12 protein-coding genes are annotated in these 16,869 nt (G+C 72.2%); 3 read left to right on the plus strand and 9 right to left on the minus strand.

The window, feature by feature from the left end:
- Nucleotides 1-65: 65 nt before the first annotated feature.
- The 6 genes from HD597_RS43845 to HD597_RS43870 all read right to left on the minus strand — a co-directional run bounded on the left by HD597_RS43845 (nt 66) and on the right by HD597_RS43870 (nt 7,731).
- Nucleotides 66-2,612, minus strand: a complete 2,547-nt coding sequence (locus tag HD597_RS43845; RefSeq protein ID WP_253751722.1) for a bifunctional FO biosynthesis protein CofGH — start codon at nt 2,610-2,612, stop codon at nt 66-68.
- A 49-nt stretch (nt 2,613-2,661) separates the two neighbouring features.
- Nucleotides 2,662-3,555, minus strand: coding sequence for a DNA-3-methyladenine glycosylase family protein (locus HD597_RS43850; protein ID WP_253759720.1), 894 nt, complete (start codon nt 3,553-3,555; stop codon nt 2,662-2,664).
- Between the two features lie 34 nt (nt 3,556-3,589).
- Complete coding sequence (gene manB / locus HD597_RS43855; RefSeq protein WP_253751725.1) at nt 3,590-4,669, minus strand: mannose-1-phosphate guanylyltransferase; 1,080 nt, start codon at nt 4,667-4,669, stop codon at nt 3,590-3,592.
- Nucleotides 4,670-4,701: 32 nt separating this feature from the next.
- Nucleotides 4,702-5,766 carry a glycosyltransferase family 4 protein gene (locus HD597_RS43860; protein WP_253751728.1) on the minus strand — a complete coding sequence of 355 codons (1,065 nt, stop codon included), beginning with the start codon at nt 5,764-5,766 and terminating at the stop codon, nt 4,702-4,704.
- Between the two features lie 145 nt (nt 5,767-5,911).
- Nucleotides 5,912-6,907: a lysylphosphatidylglycerol synthase domain-containing protein gene (locus HD597_RS43865; RefSeq protein WP_253751731.1), complete on the minus strand. Its 996-nt coding sequence runs from the start codon at nt 6,905-6,907 to the stop codon at nt 5,912-5,914.
- The gene (locus tag HD597_RS43870; RefSeq protein WP_253751734.1) at nt 6,904-7,731 is read right to left on the minus strand and encodes a class I SAM-dependent methyltransferase; all 828 of its coding nucleotides are present in this window, start codon (nt 7,729-7,731) and stop codon (nt 6,904-6,906) included. Before HD597_RS43870 ends, HD597_RS43865 begins: the two co-directional genes overlap by 4 nt.
- Nucleotides 7,732-7,826: 95 nt before the next feature.
- Between HD597_RS43870 and HD597_RS43875 the strand changes: the two genes are divergently transcribed.
- Nucleotides 7,827-8,786, plus strand: coding sequence for a lysylphosphatidylglycerol synthase transmembrane domain-containing protein (locus tag HD597_RS43875; protein ID WP_253751738.1), 960 nt, complete (start codon nt 7,827-7,829; stop codon nt 8,784-8,786).
- Here HD597_RS43875 and HD597_RS43880 read toward each other — a convergent pair.
- From HD597_RS43880 to HD597_RS43890, 3 genes are all read right to left on the minus strand, one after another.
- Entirely contained in the window at nt 8,687-9,751 is a 1,065-nt protein-coding gene (locus HD597_RS43880) for a glycosyltransferase family 4 protein (RefSeq protein ID WP_253751740.1), read from the minus strand. The two genes, HD597_RS43875 and HD597_RS43880, sit on opposite strands and share 100 nt — an antisense overlap.
- 2 nt (nt 9,752-9,753) lie before the next feature.
- Complete coding sequence (locus tag HD597_RS43885) at nt 9,754-10,683, minus strand: glycosyltransferase family 2 protein (protein ID WP_253751743.1); 930 nt, start codon at nt 10,681-10,683, stop codon at nt 9,754-9,756.
- 104 nt (nt 10,684-10,787) lie between these two features.
- Complete coding sequence (locus tag HD597_RS43890; RefSeq protein ID WP_253751746.1) at nt 10,788-12,983, minus strand: glycosyltransferase family 39 protein; 2,196 nt, start codon at nt 12,981-12,983, stop codon at nt 10,788-10,790.
- Between the two features lie 234 nt (nt 12,984-13,217).
- On the opposite strand from HD597_RS43890, the gene HD597_RS43895 reads away from it, so the two are divergent.
- Entirely contained in the window at nt 13,218-15,032 is a 1,815-nt protein-coding gene (locus HD597_RS43895; RefSeq protein WP_253751749.1) for a hypothetical protein, read from the plus strand.
- Between the two features lie 138 nt (nt 15,033-15,170).
- Complete coding sequence (locus HD597_RS43900) at nt 15,171-16,814, plus strand: LCP family protein (RefSeq protein WP_253751752.1); 1,644 nt, start codon at nt 15,171-15,173, stop codon at nt 16,812-16,814.
- Nucleotides 16,815-16,869 lie beyond the last annotated feature (55 nt).

Genomic DNA, 16,869 nt, shown 5'->3' on the forward strand with positions numbered 1-16,869 from the left:
GGGGAGGCACGATTCTCCCAGCGCCTCACTGGGCGGGCGCAAGTGCTTGTTAGAACATGTTACAACTAGGCCATCGGCAGGACCCTCCTGACGCTCTGGCAGACGCCGTCGCTGGCCGCCGAGGCAGCCAGCCGCTCCTCGCTCGGCACGCCGTACTCGGTGGTGCGCTGCCTGACCGGCCGGCCGCTGACCTCGACCATCTCGCGCAGCTCGCTGATCGTCTTGTACGAGCCGTTCTCCGACCCGGCCATCCGGCTGATGGTCTCCTCCATCAGCGTGCCGCCGAGGTCGTTCACCCCGCCCTGGAGCACCTGGCGGCACAGGTCGTCCTGCAGCTTGACCCACGAGCACTGGATGTTCCTGATCGCGCCGTGCAGGAGGATCCTGGCCAGCGCGTGCACGGCCCTGTTCTCCTGCGCGGTCGGCCCCGGCCTGGCCACGCCCGCCAGGTAGATCGGGGCGCTGGTGTGCACGAACGGCAGCAGCACGAACTCCGAGAAGCCGCCCGTCTCCTCCTGCAGCTTCCTGATCAGCTTGATGTGCCTGACCCAGTGCAGGTGGTTGTCCACGTGCCCGTACATCATGGTCGAGGTGGTGGGGATGCCCACCTGGTGGGCCGTGGTGATGACCTCGATCCACTCCTTGGCCGGCAGCTTGCCCTTGGTCAGCACCCAGCGCACGTCGTCGTCGAGGATCTCGGCCGCCGTGCCGGGCAGCGAGTCCACGCCCGCCTCCCTGGCGGCCTCCAGCCAGTCGCGGATCGACAGGTTCATCCGCGAGGCGCCGTTGATGACCTCCATCGGGGAGAACGCGTGCACGTGCATGCCCGGCGTCCTGGCCTTCACGGCCCTGGCGATGTCGAAGTACGCGCTGCCCGGCAGGTCCGGGTGGATGCCGCCCTGCATGCACACCTCGGTCGCGCCGGCCGCCCACGCCTCCTCGGCCCGGTCGGCGACCTGCTCGACGCTCAGCGTGTACGCGTCGGCGTCGGTCCTGCGCTGGGCGAAGGCGCAGAAGCGGCAGCCGGTGTAGCAGACGTTGGTGAAGTTGATGTTCCGGTTGACGACGTAGGTGACCTCGTCGCCCACCGCCTCCTTGCGCAGCGCGTCGGCGATGGCGGCCAGCTCGTCCAGCGCCTCACCCTCGGCGCCGAGCAGCGCCACGGCCTCGGCGTCCGTCAGGCCCGCCGGATCGGCCTCGGCCCGCCTCAGCGCCTGGCGCACGTCGCTGGAGGTGGCGGCGGCCGCCGTGCCCAGGCGCTCGCGCAGGGCGTCCCAGTCGCCGTAGACGTGGTCGAAGTCGTCGCGCCGGTCGTTCGTGCGGCCCGTGGTGTCCACCTCGACGTGCAGGTCCACCCGGCCGGACGCGGCGAACCCGCCGTCGGGCTCCTGCCAGGGGCGGCCCTCCAGCACGGCGTCCTCGCGGGCCAGGCCGGTGGCCGGGTCGGCCAGGGCGGAGACGTGGGCGATCAGCCGGGGGTCGAGCCACGGCTCCCCTGCCTGCACGTACTCCGGGTAGATCGTCAGGCGTTCCCTGAGCTGGAAGCCGGACTCGCCGGTGCGCGCGGCGAGGTCCTCGATCTGCGGCCACGGCCGCTCCGGGTTGACGTGGTCGGGAGTGAGCGGCGACACGCCCCCCCAGTCGTCGATCCCGGCCCTGATCATCAGCTCGTACTCGGAGTCCACCAGGTTGGGCGGCGCCTGGAGGCGCACCCGGGGGCCGAGCACCAGGCGGGCCACCGCGATCGTGGCGGCCAGCTCCTGCAGGTCGGCGTCGGGCAGGCCGCGCATGGCGGTGTCGGGCTTGGCGCGGAAGTTCTGCACGATCACTTCCTGGATGCCGCCGTACTCCCTGGCGACCCTGCGGATCGCGAAGATCGACTCGGCGCGGTCCTCGACGGTCTCGCCGATGCCGATCAGGATGCCCGTCGTGAACGGCACGTTCGTGCGGCCCGCGTCCTCCAGCACGCGCAGCCGCACGGCCGGGTCCTTGTCCGGCGAGCCGTAGTGCGGCTGCCCCTTCTCCTCGAACAACCGCCGCGACGTCGTCTCCAGCATCATCCCCATCGACGGCGCGACCGGCTTGAGCCGCTGGAAGTCCCGCCAGCTCAGCACCCCAGGGTTGAGGTGCGGCAACAACCCGGTCTCCTCAAGCACCCTGATCGCCATCGCCCGCACGTAGGACAACGTGTCGTCATAGCCGTGCGCGTCCAGCCACTCCCTGGCCTGGTGCCAGCGGTCCTCCGGCCGGTCCCCCAGCGTGAACAGCGCCTCCTTGCACCCCATCGCCGCCCCCTGCCGGGCGATCTCCAGCACCTCGTCGGGGCTCAGGAACGGCGCGGGCAGCTTGTGCGGCGCCGTCGCGAACGTGCAATAACCACAGCGGTCCCGGCACAGCCGGGTCAACGGGATGAACACCTTCCTGCTGTACGTGATGATCCCCTCGCGACCGGCGGCCCGCAGACCGGCGTCGCGCACCCGGGAGGCGTGTTCGAGAAGCGTGTCCAGATGGCCGTCCCTGGCGTGCAGGAGCACGGTCGCCTCGGTCACGTCGAGCGTCTTGCCGTCCCTGGCACGGGCGAGGGCACGGCGGAGCGCGGAGTCAGAACTCATACAGGCACAGTACGACGGGCTGAGTTCACCGTACGCACCCAGGGCGTGCTCAGAACGACCGGTAGTCGCGCGCGGCCATCCTCGGCCCCCTGGCCGGCGGGCGCAGGCCGCTGAGCCAGACCAGCACCGTGGCGCGGTGCCGATGCCCGGTGTACGGCTCCAGCAGCCGCATCATGCCGGGGTCGTCGGTCTTCTCCCCCGTCAGGGCGTAACCGACCAGCTTGGCCAGGTGGAAGTCGCCCACGCTGACCGCGTCGGGGTCGCCGAACGCCCGCTGGCGCACCTCCGCCGACGTCCACACGCCGACCCCGGGCAGCGCCCGCAGCAGCCGGTCGAGCTCCTGCGTGGTCGCGGCGGCCTCCAGCTTGCCCGCGTGCCAGGCGGCGGTGGCGATCGTACGGGCGCGCACGGCCTCGGCGCCCGCCCGGTGCCAGTGCCACGACGGGATCTGCCGCCACACCCCCGGCTCCGGCACCACCCGCATGCCTTCGGGGGCAGGGCCGGGAGCCGGCTCGCCGTAGCGGCCGAGCAGCCAACGCCAGGCCCGCCACGCCTCCTGCCCGACCACCTTCTGCTCCAGCACGGCGGGCACGAGGGCCTCCATCACCCGCCCCGTACGCCCGATGCGCAGGCCCGGATGCCTCCTGGCGGCCTCCGCCAGCGCCTCGTGCCTGACGCTGAACCCGGACGGGTCGTCATCGGCCCCCAGCAGCGCCGGCATCGTCTCCAGCGCCCAGCCGGCCCCCGGCCCCCACGCCTGCCCGTGCACGCCGTCCGCCTTGACGCTCACCCGGAGCGTGCAGGGGCCGTCGGGGGTCCTGGACGTGCGCCACACGGCGCCGTCGGGAGTGCGGCGCCAGGTGGGATCGCCGCCGCCGCGCTTGTGCGGCTGCAACGCCAGCCCCACGTCGAGCGGCCCGTCGGGCTCCCACCTGCGCTCCATCACCTGTCCAGTCTGCCCCGCCCGGCGGGGTGGGTCAGACGTCGCTGGAGTAACGCAGCGCGCGCTCGGGCAGCTCGATGCCCGGCCAGATGCGCACGCCGTTCTGCAGCTCGTTGCCCGGCCCGACGATGGCGCCGTCGCCGATCACCGCGTCGCGCACCACCGTGCCGGCGCAGACCCGCGCGCCCTGGCCCACCACGGAGTCGGTCACCGTGGCCCCGGCCTCGACGACGCTGTCGTCGCTCAGCACCGAGCCCACCACCGTGGCCCCCGCCTCGACGACGGCGCGCGCGCCGACGGCCGTGCCGCCCTGCACCTTCGCCTCGGGCGAGACGCGGGCCCCGTCGAGCTGGAGGCACTCGCCCGTGGGCCCGGGCAGCGCGGGCGAGGCCAGCTTGCCGAGCACCAGGTCGCGCGAGCCCTGCACGTAGGCGCTCGGGGTGCCGACGTCGAGCCAGTAGGTGCGGTCGGCGTAGCCCAGCACGAGCTCACCGGACTCGATCAGCCCGGGGAACGTCTCGCGCTCGACCGAGACCACCTCGTCGCGCGGGATGGAGTCGATCACCGACCGGGTGAAGACGTAGCACCCGGCGTTGATCCGGTTCGTCACCGGATTGGGGGTCTTCTCCAGGAACGCCGTCACGCGCCCCGCCTCGTCGGTCGGCACGCAACCGAAACGGGATGGATCATCCACTTCTGTCAGATGGAGCGTTACAGCGGCCTGCTTCGCACGGTGCACGCGCACCTGCTCGCCGATGTCGTGACCGGAGAGGATGTCCCCGTTGAGGATCAGCACCGGGTCGTCGGGGCCGGCCGTGAGCGCCTCGGCGGCGTTGCGGATCGCGCCGCCGGTGCCCAGCGGTGTCTCCTCCGTCATGTAGACGAGCGAGAGCCCGAACGCCGCCCCGTCACCGAAGGCAGGCTCGAACATGGACGCCTTGTAGGAGGTGGCGAACACGATCCGGCGCACGCCGAACGAGCGGGCGCGCGCCAGTTGGTGGGCCAGGAACGGCACCCCGGCGGTCTGCAGCAGCGGCTTGGGCGTGCCCAGTGTCAGCGGACGCAGGCGCGTGCCCTGCCCCCCGACCAGGAGGATCGCCTCGAGGTCTGGCAAAGAGCTCTCCATCACTCCGTGAGGTTACCGAACTATTCGATCGCGCGTTGATAGGAGCTGAGATGCGCCTCGGCCGAGGCGTCCCAGGGGAATTCGCGAGCTCTGGCCAGCCCTGCCTCCTGTAGCTGCTTCCTGCGCTCGGGGGAGGCGAGCAGGTGACCCAGCGCCGTGGCGATGCTGCCGGCGTCCGGCTCTGTGTAGGCCACGGCGTCCCCGCCCACCTCGGGCAGCGAGGTGCGGTGGGTGGTGAGCACCGCGGCGCCGCAGGCCATGGCCTCCAGCACCGGCAGCCCGAACCCCTCGCCGCGCGAGGGGAAGGCCACCACCAGCGCCCCGCCCAGGAACCCGGGCAGGTCGGGCGCGCGCAGGTAGCCGGGCCTGATGACCTTCACCGTGGCCTCGACCTCGCGGCAGGCGGCGTCCACGTCGTCCTCGTGCACGCCGCCGCCGAGCACCAGCGCCGGCGGCTCCTCCAGCCGCTTCACGGCGGCGGCGAAGCCGCGGATGAGGTTCGGAACGTTCTTGCGGGGGTCGAGGGCGCCGAGGAAGGCCACGTACGGCCGGCCGTGCAGCCCGCACCTCAGGCCGGCCCTGCGGATCTCCTCCTCGCTCGGCGGGTGGAACTGCGCAAGGTCCACGCCGTGGTAGGCCACGTCGATGCGGGTGGGGTCGGCGGCCAGCACGCGCACCAGCTCGTCGCGCGTCGCCTTGGACGGCACGATGACGCGCTTGGCGTGGCGCACGGCGGTGCGCGTGGCCGAGCGGAAGAACGCGGCACGCGGGCTGTGGTTGTCGGGCTCGGTGAACCAGGTGGCGTCGTGCACCGTCACGACGGTCGGCAGGCCCGAGCTGAGCGGGATGGAGTAGTACGGGGCGTGGATGACGTCGGCGCCGGCCTGGCGGGCCAGTAACGGGAGCCCTGTCTGCTCCCAGGCCAGCCTGGCGGCTCTGTTGGTGATCGCGACAGGCCCGGGAAGCACCTGGGCCGTGGGCGCGAGGCGGCGGTATCGCTCCGCTTCGGCACGCTGGCAGACCACTGACAGATCCGCACCGGCCCGATCGAGCGCGGCCACGAGCCCGTCAACGTATCTGATCAACGCGCCGCGGTCCGCGGGGACCGCCGCCGCATCGACGAGCACTCGAGGCATTACGAAGATCTTCTCCCCTCAAGATCAACGTGGGACCGGGCGTCCCCCTCTGAAATTCAGCTTATGACCAGCCTCCCCTAAATCGTGGGCCAAATCACACCGAGTCGCGACGCGCCGCAATTCCCGCCAGGCCCGCGCAGATCAGATCCCCCATGATGATGACAATGCGGGAGGAAAGGGCCACCGCAATTGCGGCACCGGAGTCAAGATGGGGCGCGAGCACCGCAACCATGGCAAGCTCTCTGACTCCCGCGCCCGCCGGGATCACGAAGGTCAGGATGCCCAGGCACCACGACAGCGCGAAGGCCCCGACGGCGAAGAGCAGGCCTCCCTGGGGGGCGACGAAGTACAGGTGCACGCCGTAGGCGAGCCAGCCGGTCAGCGCCCAGCCGAGCGCGGTCAGCATGCCGCGCCTGGTGAGGGGGCGTTCGAGGGGCTCGCGCCGGAGGCGGCGCAGGGCGTACCCGATGACCGCGTTGATCACCTTGGGTTCGAGCAGGACGAGCAGCAGGGGGACGAAGAGCAGCAGCCAGCCGTACTGGTTCCAGCCCAGCGTGACGAGCGTGACCAGCAGGCCCGTGGCGAGCTGGACGGGCATCATCAGGAAGAACGCCGCCGCGCTGCGCGGGCGCGGCACGCCGAGGTCGCGGCCCATCTCCATCTGGGCGAGCACGGGCCAGACGGCGCCGGGGATGTACTTGCCGAGCTGGCCCACGAAGAACACCTTGGCCGCCGGGCGCGCGGGCAGCGGTGAGCCCAGGTCGGCCAGCAGGGTGCGCCAGGTCAGCATGGCTCCGAGCAGCGCCGCGACCACCGCGACCAGGGAGCCGGCCAGGGCCGCCCACGAGAGCCTGGCGAACCCGGCCACCACCGCGTCCCACTGCCTGGCGACCGCGTAACCGCCGAAGCCGAGCGCGACCGCCAGAAAGCCGTACCTGACCAGCCGGCGACCCACCGAGCGCCGCCGCGGCACCCCCTCGGCGACGGTGCCAGGAGCCTCGGCGGGATCGGCGGCGGACTCGGCGGCGCGGTCGGCTGCTGAGTCGGCTGCTGGGTCGGCGGCGGGGTCAGCGGCGGGGTCGGTGCTCACAGCGGGCGCACCCGCTCGGGCGGTTGCGGCAGCCGCGCCCCCGCCGGCCGGCGCGGGGTCTTGGTGGCCACCCACAGGTACGTCGGCACGACCGGCAGCAGCAGCCTGAGCACCTCGCGCGGCATCCGCGACAGCACCGTCCTGACCACCTTCCCCAGCACCCCGGGGAACAGCTCGCCCCCCGCGAACCGGGTCGGCGTGGCCAGCACGGGCAGGGTGTAGTCCCACACGTGGAAGGCGCGCAACATCCGGCGCAGCCCGCGCCGCGTCCTGAACCGCTCGTAGTAGTGGTCGGCCCGCCCGAACGCCCGCACGTAGCGGTCGGCCAGCGCCGGCGGCAGGTACGACAGGAACGGCAGCTTGTAGTGCGGCTCCATGACCCCGAGCCGGTTGCCGAGCCCGAGGTAGAGCACCCCGTTGTCGGACAGCACCCGGCGCATCTCCGCCACCACCGCGTCGGGGTCGACCACGTGCTCGTAGATGTGGTTGAACACCAGCACGTCGATCGAGCCGTCGGGGAACGGCAGCGCCGTGCCGTCGCCGCAGACGAACGCCACCCGCTCGCCGAACCGGTCGGCCGCCTTGCGCAGCCCCGGCACGTCGATGTCGATGCCCAGCGTGTGCTTCGCGCCGGCCTGCGCCAGCTCGTCGGCGATGAACCCGGCCGAGCAGCCCACGTCGCCGACGGTCAGCCCGCCGAGCGGCCCGTTGAAGTGCTCCAGCACCGCGATGATCTTCGCGGCCTTCCGCCGGCGCTTCGCCTCGTCGAGCATGGCGGACTGGAACTCCGAGTATTCGAGCTGCGCGACCCGTTGCTTCACCACGGTTCCCCACCGTACCGACCTCGTGCGGACGCGCACGCCAATCGTGTGCTCCCGCCTGCTGGATTTGGGCGGAGAACCGCGCGTAACCTGAGCCAATGCTCCGCCGCCTGCTGCGCGTCCTCCTCGCCCTGGTCGCGATCGGTTTCCTGGGCTACGGCCTGGCCACCAACTGGGACGAGACCACGACCGCGCTGGCCGCGATGTCGCCATGGGCGGTGCTCGGGTCGTTCGTGGCGGTGCTGGTCGGCCAGTTCTGCATGTTGCTGGCCTGGCGGGAGATCCTGGCGGGGCTGGGCACGCGGGTGCCGGTGCGGATCGCCGGGCGGATCATGTTCGTGGGGCAGCTCGGGAAGTACATCCCGGGCGCGGTGTGGGCGTACGCGGCGATGATCGACCTCGGGCGCGATCACGGGAGCCCGCCGCGGCGCACGTTCGCGACGATCTCGCTGGGGCTGGTGATCAACCTCGGGGTGGCGATCTCGATCGCCACCCCGACGCTGGGCACGCTGGAGGCGGTGCGGCGGGCCTGGTACTTCGTGCTGCTCGTGCCGGTGATCATCGTCTGCCTGCATCCCCGGGTGCTCACCTGGGGTCTCAACCTGGCGCTGCGCATCGCGCGCAAGGAGCCGCTGGAGAGCGTGCTGTCCGGCCGCACGGTGGTGGTCGCGGTGGCGTGGACGGCGCTGGGCTGGCTCGTCTACGGCCTGCACATCGGGCTCATCGCCGGCCGTCCCGACCTGTACGTGGTGGCGACGGGCGCCTACGCCTTCGCCTGGGCGACCGGGATCCTGACCGTGGTCGTGCCGGCCGGGGTCGGCGTCAGGGAGGGCGCGCTCGTGCTCGTGCTCGGGCCGATCGTCGGCACGCCCATCGCGCTCGCCGTGGCGATCGTGTCGCGGCTGGCGTTCACGCTGGCCGACGCGGCCGCCGCGGGCATCGCGTTCGCGCTCGGCCGTCAGGCGCCCAGCAGCGCCGTCGCGTACGCCGACCAGAACGGCTCGGGATCGACCGCCTTGACCCCCGACCGCAACCTCTCCGGCTCTCCGGAGGCGTAGAACCGCTCGATCGCCGCGCGCAGCGCCCCGGCGTCGCCCGGCTCGACCAGCAGCCCGTCCACGCCGTCGGTGACGTGGTCGGCCAGCGCGCCGACGCGGGTGGCGATCACGGGCACGCCGTGCTCGTGCGCGAGCCAGACGTTCTGGCTGGCCGTGGCGTTGCGGTAGGGCAGCACCAGCGCGTCGGCCGCGGCGAACAACCTCGGCACGTCCTCGGCCGCGACGTACCCGGGCCGCAGCTCCACCCGCTCGCCGAGGCCCAGCTCGCCGATCAGCGCCTTCGTCTCCTCCAGCCCGCCCCAGAACTCGCCCGCGACGGTCAGCGAGATCCCCTCGGGCAGCGCGCGCAGCAGCAGGTCCAGCCCCTTGTACGGCCGCACGATGCCGAAGAACAGCAGCCGGCGGTGCACCGCCCCGGCGGGCTGGTCACCGGAGGTCGAGGGCAGGTGCGGCGGCAGCCCCGCCACGCTGACCGGCTTCGCCGTGAGCCCCCTGGCCAGCGCGGCCTGCGGCTCGGAGTGGGCCAGCACGCCGTCCACCCGCTTGAGCAGGGCCTTCATCAGCGGCTCGTCGTACGGCTTGCGCTCGTGCGGCAGCACGTTGTGACACAGGGCGACGGTACGGGTCCTCCGCCCGATCCCGTGGAGGATGCCCAGGTAGGCGGGGACCTGCACCGGGCTCAGCACCGCCAGCACCACCAGGTCCGCCGACCGCAGCCGCCGCCCGGCCGCCACCCACCCGTCCGGCCGCCGCCAGTCGAGCCGCCGCACGGTCTTCGGGTAGGGCGTGCCCTCGGGCGCGTCGATCGTCTGCTGCCCCGGGTAGAGGAAGGACGGATACTGCGCGCGCCACGACTCGATCACCACGTCGTGGCCGAGCGCCGCCAGGCGGTGCGCCAGCTCGGTGGTGTGCTGCGCCCCGCCCCCCTTGTACGGATGGGTGGGGCCGACGATCGCGATCCGCAACGTCACTCTCCCCGCGAGCGCACGATCAGGTCGGCGAGCAACGCCACGGACCCGATCAGCAGCCCGGACAGGAAGATCATGACGGTGTTGGCAGGGAAGTAGAACGGGTGCTGGATCATGTCCCACACGCCCTTCACGAACCCGATGGCCACCAGCCACAACGCCGGCGGCATGAGCACCTTGAGCGGGTTGAAGTACATGATCATCCGCAGCACCTGCAGGATGTAGCGGTAGGCGTCGGAGACGAAGCTGAACTTCGACTTGCCGGCCCGCTTGGCGTACTCCGTCGGCAGGTAGTAGACGTCGTGCTGGTTCGACAGGAACGACAGCGTGATCGTCGTGACGCAGGAGAAGCCGGGGGGGAGCAGCCGCAGGTAGGGCTTGGCCACCGCCTTGCGGAAGGCCCGCAGCCCCGAGTTGAGGTCGGGGATCTTCTGCCCGGCCAGCATCTCCGCCACCTTGCGGATCACGAACTTGGCCGGCACGCGCAGGAGCTTGTGCGAGCCCTCCTCGCTGGTGCGGGCTCCGACCACCATGTCGATGGTCGCGTCCTTCTCCAGGATCTGCACCAGCTCGGGGATGCGCTCGTTGGCGTAGGACATGTCGGCGTCGGTCCAGACGACGATCTCGCCCCTGGCCTCCTGCGAGCCGATGCGCCGCACGGTGCCGGCCCCGCCGTTGCGGTGGAAGGCCCGGATGCGCAGGTGGGGATAGTCGGGCGCGGCCTCCTTCAGCTTGGCCAGGGTGGCGTCGGTCGAGCAGTCGTCGACGGCGACCAGCTCGTAGGTGTAGCCGCTCGAGTCCATCGCCCTGGTGATGCGCTCCACCTCGTCGAGGACGTGGTCCTGCTCGTTGTAGCAGGGCAGGACGATCGTGACGTACGGCGCTTCTTCCACGGCGGTTCCACTCTTGGGGGTCTCAAGCGTGCTCACGGGGGTCGAGGGTACTCTGCCCAGCCGGGAGGCGAGTCCACATCGGGCCAGCGGGAACTCCCGATTCCCGGATCTTCTTCCCAGTCTGGCTCATCGCGGGCCGCTCAGGCGACCGCCATCCACACGTTCATCCGCAGGGACCACGTGCCGTCCGGCGCCTCGGTGAGCGATCGCTCGTCCTGGCGCGTGACCAGCCCCAGGACCTGCGACGCCGCCCCGTACGGCGAGACCTGCCCCTGCTCGGCCCCCAGCACGACCGGCACCCGGCCCGCCGCGCGCACCCGCTCGGCCAGCCGCCGCACCTCGGCCTCGGTGGCCAGGTCGGCACCGTCCGGGCGGGCCACCTGCGCGGCCGGTCTGCCGCACATGCCGCGGACGACCTGGACGAACCGGTCACCCGTCACCCTTTCGACGGTCAGCACCGAGGCGTCGGCCGGGATCCTCGCGCACATCGCCTGCACCGCCGCCGCCTCTCCCCGCTCGACCGGCGTGAACGCCGTCCCGATCGAGGTCACGGCCGGGGGCACGAGGACGAGCACCACCGCTGCCGCCATGCCCCACTTCAGCACCCGCGGCCCGTGCCGGTCCGTGAGGCGGCGCAGCCTGGCCAGCCCGTACGAGGCGAGCAGGATCATCCCGGGGATCACGACGGGCACCAGGCGGCGGGCGGCCCACGGGTGGTCGGGGGTGATCTCGGGCCGCAGCAGCGTGGTGACGGTCGTCCAGCCCACGAGCGCGAGCGGCAGCAGCCACTCGAACGACGACCCGTCGCGCAGCAGCCTGCGGACGAGCAGGGCGGCGGCGATCGTGGCCAGCAGGACGGCGGGGGCGCCGACGTACCAGACCACCCAGCGCAGGGAGTCCTCGAAGTAGAGCCGGGTGCCGTCGACGGGCAGGCCGTTCGCCCGCTGGATCTGCATGATCATCTCGGCGGTGCGGCGGTCGTCGTCGCTGACGGGGATCCGGGTGACGGTCTGCACCCACGGGCGCGCGTACAGGGCCGCCATCAGCAGCACGACCAGCACCGCCCCCGTCCTCGGCGCCCACTCCGGCAGGCGGATCCGGGCGAGGGCCGGGGCGAGCGCCGTACCGGCGGCGGTGAGCACGAGGACGCCCGCGCAGACGAACAGCAGCGGCCTCACCGAACCGGACAGATAGGAAAGGTAAGGACGGGCCACCAGATACGCCGCCAGCATCCCCATCCCGGCCCCGGCCACCAGTCCCATCAGCAGCGGCGGCCCCACCACCCCCTCCGGCCTGCGGAAGCGCCGCATCGCGATCAGCAGCCCCGCGAACGCCAGCACCGGCAGCACGTCCCGCAACCCGTCCACCCTGACCAGCACGGCCAGCCCGAACACCAGCCCGGCCAGCAGCGCCCTGCCCCGCTCCCGCCGCGCGAGGGCGTCGTAGGCCAGGGCCAGGCCGCCGAACAGCAGGATCAGCGACGGGATCTCGCTGAACGTGGTGCGCGAGGTGTAGAGGATCGGCAGGCTCACGGCGAAGGCCACCGCCCCCACCGTCGCCCACCTCGGCCCCGCCAGCCTCGCCACCACCCCGGCCACCGCCAGCACGGCCAGCGCACCCAGCACGGCCGGCACCACGTACGGGGCGCCCAGCCAGTGGCCGATCGCGAACAGCATCGGCGAGCCCGGCATGAACTGCGGCACCACCGCCCCGTCCACGTCGTAGAACCCGACGCTCTTGAACACCAGCGCGGGATCCGCCCCGCCGAACGCCTCGGCCTGGGCGGGGACGGGCAGGCCGCCGTGGGCGGCGATCCAGGCGGCGTACTGCGTGTAGGTGGCCGGGTCGCGCCTGACGGCGATCTGCTCGCTGTGCATGATCGCGTTGAACGCACCCGAGGCGGCGGCCACCCCCACGACGCCCGCCACCTGCCACGTGGCGGCCCTGACCCGCCCGAGGACGCCCCCGGCCGCACGCGACACCACCGCCCGCGCGACACCACCGGCCGCGCCACCGCCCGCCGCACCACCGCTGGCCGTTCCGCCGCTCGCCGCACCACCGCTCGCCACGCCATCGCGTGTCGTGTCGCCGCGTGTCGTCCCGCCACTCGCCGCGCCGCCGCGTGTCGTGCCGCCGTGGGTGGGGCTCTCGCCCAGCCCGCGCGCGCCCAGCCAGCACAGCAGCGCCGCGAGCGGGACACCGAGCAGCGTGGCGGGCAACGGCGCGAACCAGCCGAGCAGCAGCAGCGGCAGACCCGCCAGCAACCAGCCCGCCACTGCCAGCGCGGGCAGCACGGACAGCGTGGCGAGCACCCGGCCGGGTCGATCGAGTTCCATCGGAGGCTGAGCGTATCCAACCCTGACGCACCCACCGTCCACCCGCGCGCCACGGACTGCGGGGCCGCGAGGCACGGGGCATGGACGCGGGGCGGGCCGCGGGGCACGCGGCGCGGCGGCGCGGGGCGCGGACGAGCGGCGCGGGGCACGCGGCGCGGGCGAGCGGCGCGGGGCGCGGCGTGCTCGCGATCGCCGGTAGCGTACGGACGTGCCGGAGAAGCGGGAGGACATGCGGTGAGGCCGGAGGCTCGCGACGGGGAGCCCACGAGGACCGGCCGCGGCCGGCGGCGCCTGCCCCGCGACCCGCATCGCCTGCCAGCACGGCTCCTGAGCCGGGTGGAGCGCCTCGCCGACCTGGCGCACGTCCTGAAGACCATCCGGGCGCGCGTCCTGAAACCCGCGACACGCCACACACCGGACAGCACCACGCCAGGCAGCACCACGCCAGGCAGCACCGCACCGCACAGCACCGCACTTCGGAGGCAGTGGGTGCGGCGGCACCGCTGGTTCCTGGCCGTTCTGGCAGTCGGCACCGTCCTGCGGACCCTGGCCATGCTCGGCTACCGCCCCGCCCTGTGGTTCCCCGACTCCTACACCTACATCGTCACCGTCTTCAAACCCCGCCCCGACCTCGTCCGCCCGGCCGGCTACTCGATGTTCCTCAAGCTGCTGGAGCCGCTGCACGCGTTCGGCGCGGTCACGGCGGCCCAGCACCTGCTCGGCCTGGCCACCGCCATCCTGATCTACCGGGCCGCCCGCCGGGCCCCCAGGTGGGCGGCGACGCTGGCCACGGTGCCGGTGCTGCTGGACGCGTACCAGATCGAGCTGGAGCACCTGCTCGTCTCGGACACGCTCTTCACGTTCCTGGTGGTCGCCGCCGTGGCGCTGTGCGCCACGCGCCGGACGGCGACCATCGCCGCCATCGGCCTGCTGCTGGCCGCCGCCACGCTCACCAGGACGGTCGGCCAGCCGCTGATCGTGCTCCTTGCGGCCTGGTTCGCGCTGCGCCACCGGCTGAGCCCGGCGGACGAACCGATCGGACCGGCGGGCGGATCGTTCAGGCCGACGGTCGGACGAAGAACGCCGGTCGGGCGAGAAGAGCCGGTCGGGCGAAGAAGGTCAGGCGGGCGAGGACGGCCGGGCGGGCGGAGAGTGCCGGTCGTGCGGTTCGGGCCGGCGGCCGTGCTGCTGGCCGCCGCGCTGGTGCCGATCGTCGCGTACGGCGCCTGGTTCTACGTCACCTACCAGCGCGTCGGCCTGGTCGGTGCGAACGGCGTCTTCCTCTACGCCCGCACCATGTCCTTCGCCGACTGCGCCAGGATGGACCCGCCCCCTGACCTGAAGGTCCTGTGCGACCCGCGCCCGCCGGAGCGGCGGCCGCCCTCGCAGGAGTACATCTGGGCCAAGGACGCCCCACTGGTGCTGCGGCCGGGGATCACGTTCTCGAAGGAGAACGACGACCTGGCTGCCAGGTTCGCGATGCTGGCGATCACCACGCAGCCCCTCGACTACGCCGCCTCCGTGCTGGAGGAGCTGGGCCGCTCGTTCACCTGGGGCCGGCCGATCTACCCCGACGCCGAGATCTACGGCTACTACCAGTTCCCGGCGGCCCCGCCGGGGCCTCCTGGGCGCTATCCCGCACAGGTCGGCGCCGAGTATGCCAAGCTCTACGAGCAGGGTGCGATCGGCACGGAGATCGTGGAGCCCTTCGCCGGCTGGATGCGGGCCTACCAGAGCATGGTCCGCCTGCCCGGCCCGGTGCTCCTGGGGATCTTGCTCGTGCCACCGGTCGCGGCGCTCGCCCGCAGGCGGCACGCAAGCCGCCTCGCGGCGGGTCCGGCCTGGCTGGTGCCCTGGTCGGTGGCCGTTGTGCTGCTGATCACACCGGCCGCGGCCGCCGAGTTCGACTACCGGTACGTGTTGCCGGCCGTGCCCCTGGCCTGTTTGGCGGCGGCCCAGAGCCTCGGGCCTGGCCTGCTCCGACAGTCCGGTGGCGATCCGAGGGCGAAAGAGTTTGGCGATGATATTCCACCCAATGTCCAGCTCTGAGTATGCTTTGCCGCGGAAACATCACGTCCGGGTCACGGCCGTTCCCCGCGATCATGGCTCGGGGCACGCCGTACGTGACCTAGTCTCGTGGCGCGGAGCGACCAATCCGGCGGCGCAAGGAGTGGGGCTAGGGGGCGTATGAGTGACTACAGGATCGTGCCGGTAGTCGATTCCGTGCAGGACCGCCGTAACGCCGTCACGCAACCCGGCAGCCGGATGGCCCGCCGGCAGGCGGCCGCCGCGCCGCCTCCGCCGCCCGACGACCGGCCCCCGCGCAGCCACCGCTCCGACGGCGGCTCCGGCGGCCAGACCAAGATGCGCGTGCTGGCCTGGGTCAGCATCGGCCTGACCACGGTCATGGTCGCGGGCGCGCTGACCGCGTACACGACCTACCGCGACGCCTTCGGCAACATCAACCAGAAGAGCGTCAAGGAAGACATCATCAACCCGCGGCCCCCCGAGACCGGCGCACTCAACGTGCTGCTCGTCGGCTCCGACACGCGCGCAGGCCAGGGCAACGCGAGGTACGGCCAGGAGCTCGCCCGGCAGGCCGACGCGGGCGGCAAGCGCACCGACACGATCATCCTCATGCACATCTCGCCCAACCGCGACAAGGCCCGCCTGGTGAGCTTCCCGCGGGACTCGATGGTGCAGATCCCCCGGTGCAAGAACGAGACCACCAAGCAGGAGATGGCCCCGCGCCGGGACATGATCAACTCGGCGTACAACGCGGGCGGCATCGCCTGCACGATCTCCACGATCGAGACCCTCACCGGCATCCGCGTGAACCACTACGTCGAGGTGGACTTCAGCGGGTTCAAGAGCATCGTCGACGCCTTGGGCGGCATCGAGATCTGCCTGCGCACGGCCGTCAACGACAAGGCCTCCAAGCTGGTGCTGCCGGCCGGCAAGAGCCTGCTCAACGGCGAGAAGGCGCTGGGTTACGTGCGCCTGCGCAAGTACGGCGACGGCAGCGACATCCAGCGCATCAAGCGCCAGCAGATCTTCCTGAGCAAGGTCGTGTCCAAGGCCACCAGCAGCGAGCTGCTCACCGACGTCGGCCGGCTGCGCGACTTCGTCGCCGCCGCGGCGGGCTCGGTCACCATGGACCCCGAGCTGGCCAACGACACCGAGCAGCTCATCCAGATCGCGATGAGCGCCAGGGCGATGACGGCCAACGGCGTCAAGTTCACCACGGTGCCCTGGGGCGCCGACCCGCAGGACCCGAACCGCGTGGTCTGGAAGGAGCCGGACGCCACCGAGCTGTTCACCTCGATCAAGACCGACACCGAGGTCACGACGCCGGAGCCGAGCACGAGCGCGAGCACCAAGCCCAAGGAGAAGGTCAAGCCCGAGCAGGTGCGCGTGCAGGTGCTCAACGGCACCAAGACCGTGGGCAGGGCTCGCGAGGTGGCCGACGAGCTGGCCAAGCAGGGCTTCAACGTCGTCGGGGTGGGCAACTACGAGGCGCCCGGCGGGGCGAGCCTGGCCAAGAGCGAGATCCACTACGCCAAGACGATCGAGACCGCGGCCGACCACGCCGTCGCGCTGGGCGGTTCCGTGCTGCCCAAGCCACAGGCCGCCTCGGGCAAGGTGCCGGCGACCAACCCGCAGCCGTACACGTCGGCGACCGCCGCCACGGCGGGAGCCGCCACGAAGGGCACCCCGATCATCCAGCTCGTGGTCGGCGAGGACTTCGAGTCGGTCAAGGTGACCAAGCTGCCCGACAGCGTCAACAACAGCACCATCACCGCCTCGGAGCAGAAGAACGTGTGCACCTGAGGCTCCAAGTTCCCTGTGGAACCGGGCATTTGGCTCCACTGCGAGAGACAGGACC

Origin of the sequence: Nonomuraea thailandensis (assembly GCF_024172165.1) — a bacterium.
Taxonomy (GTDB): Bacteria; Actinomycetota; Actinomycetes; order Streptosporangiales; family Streptosporangiaceae; genus Nonomuraea; species Nonomuraea thailandensis.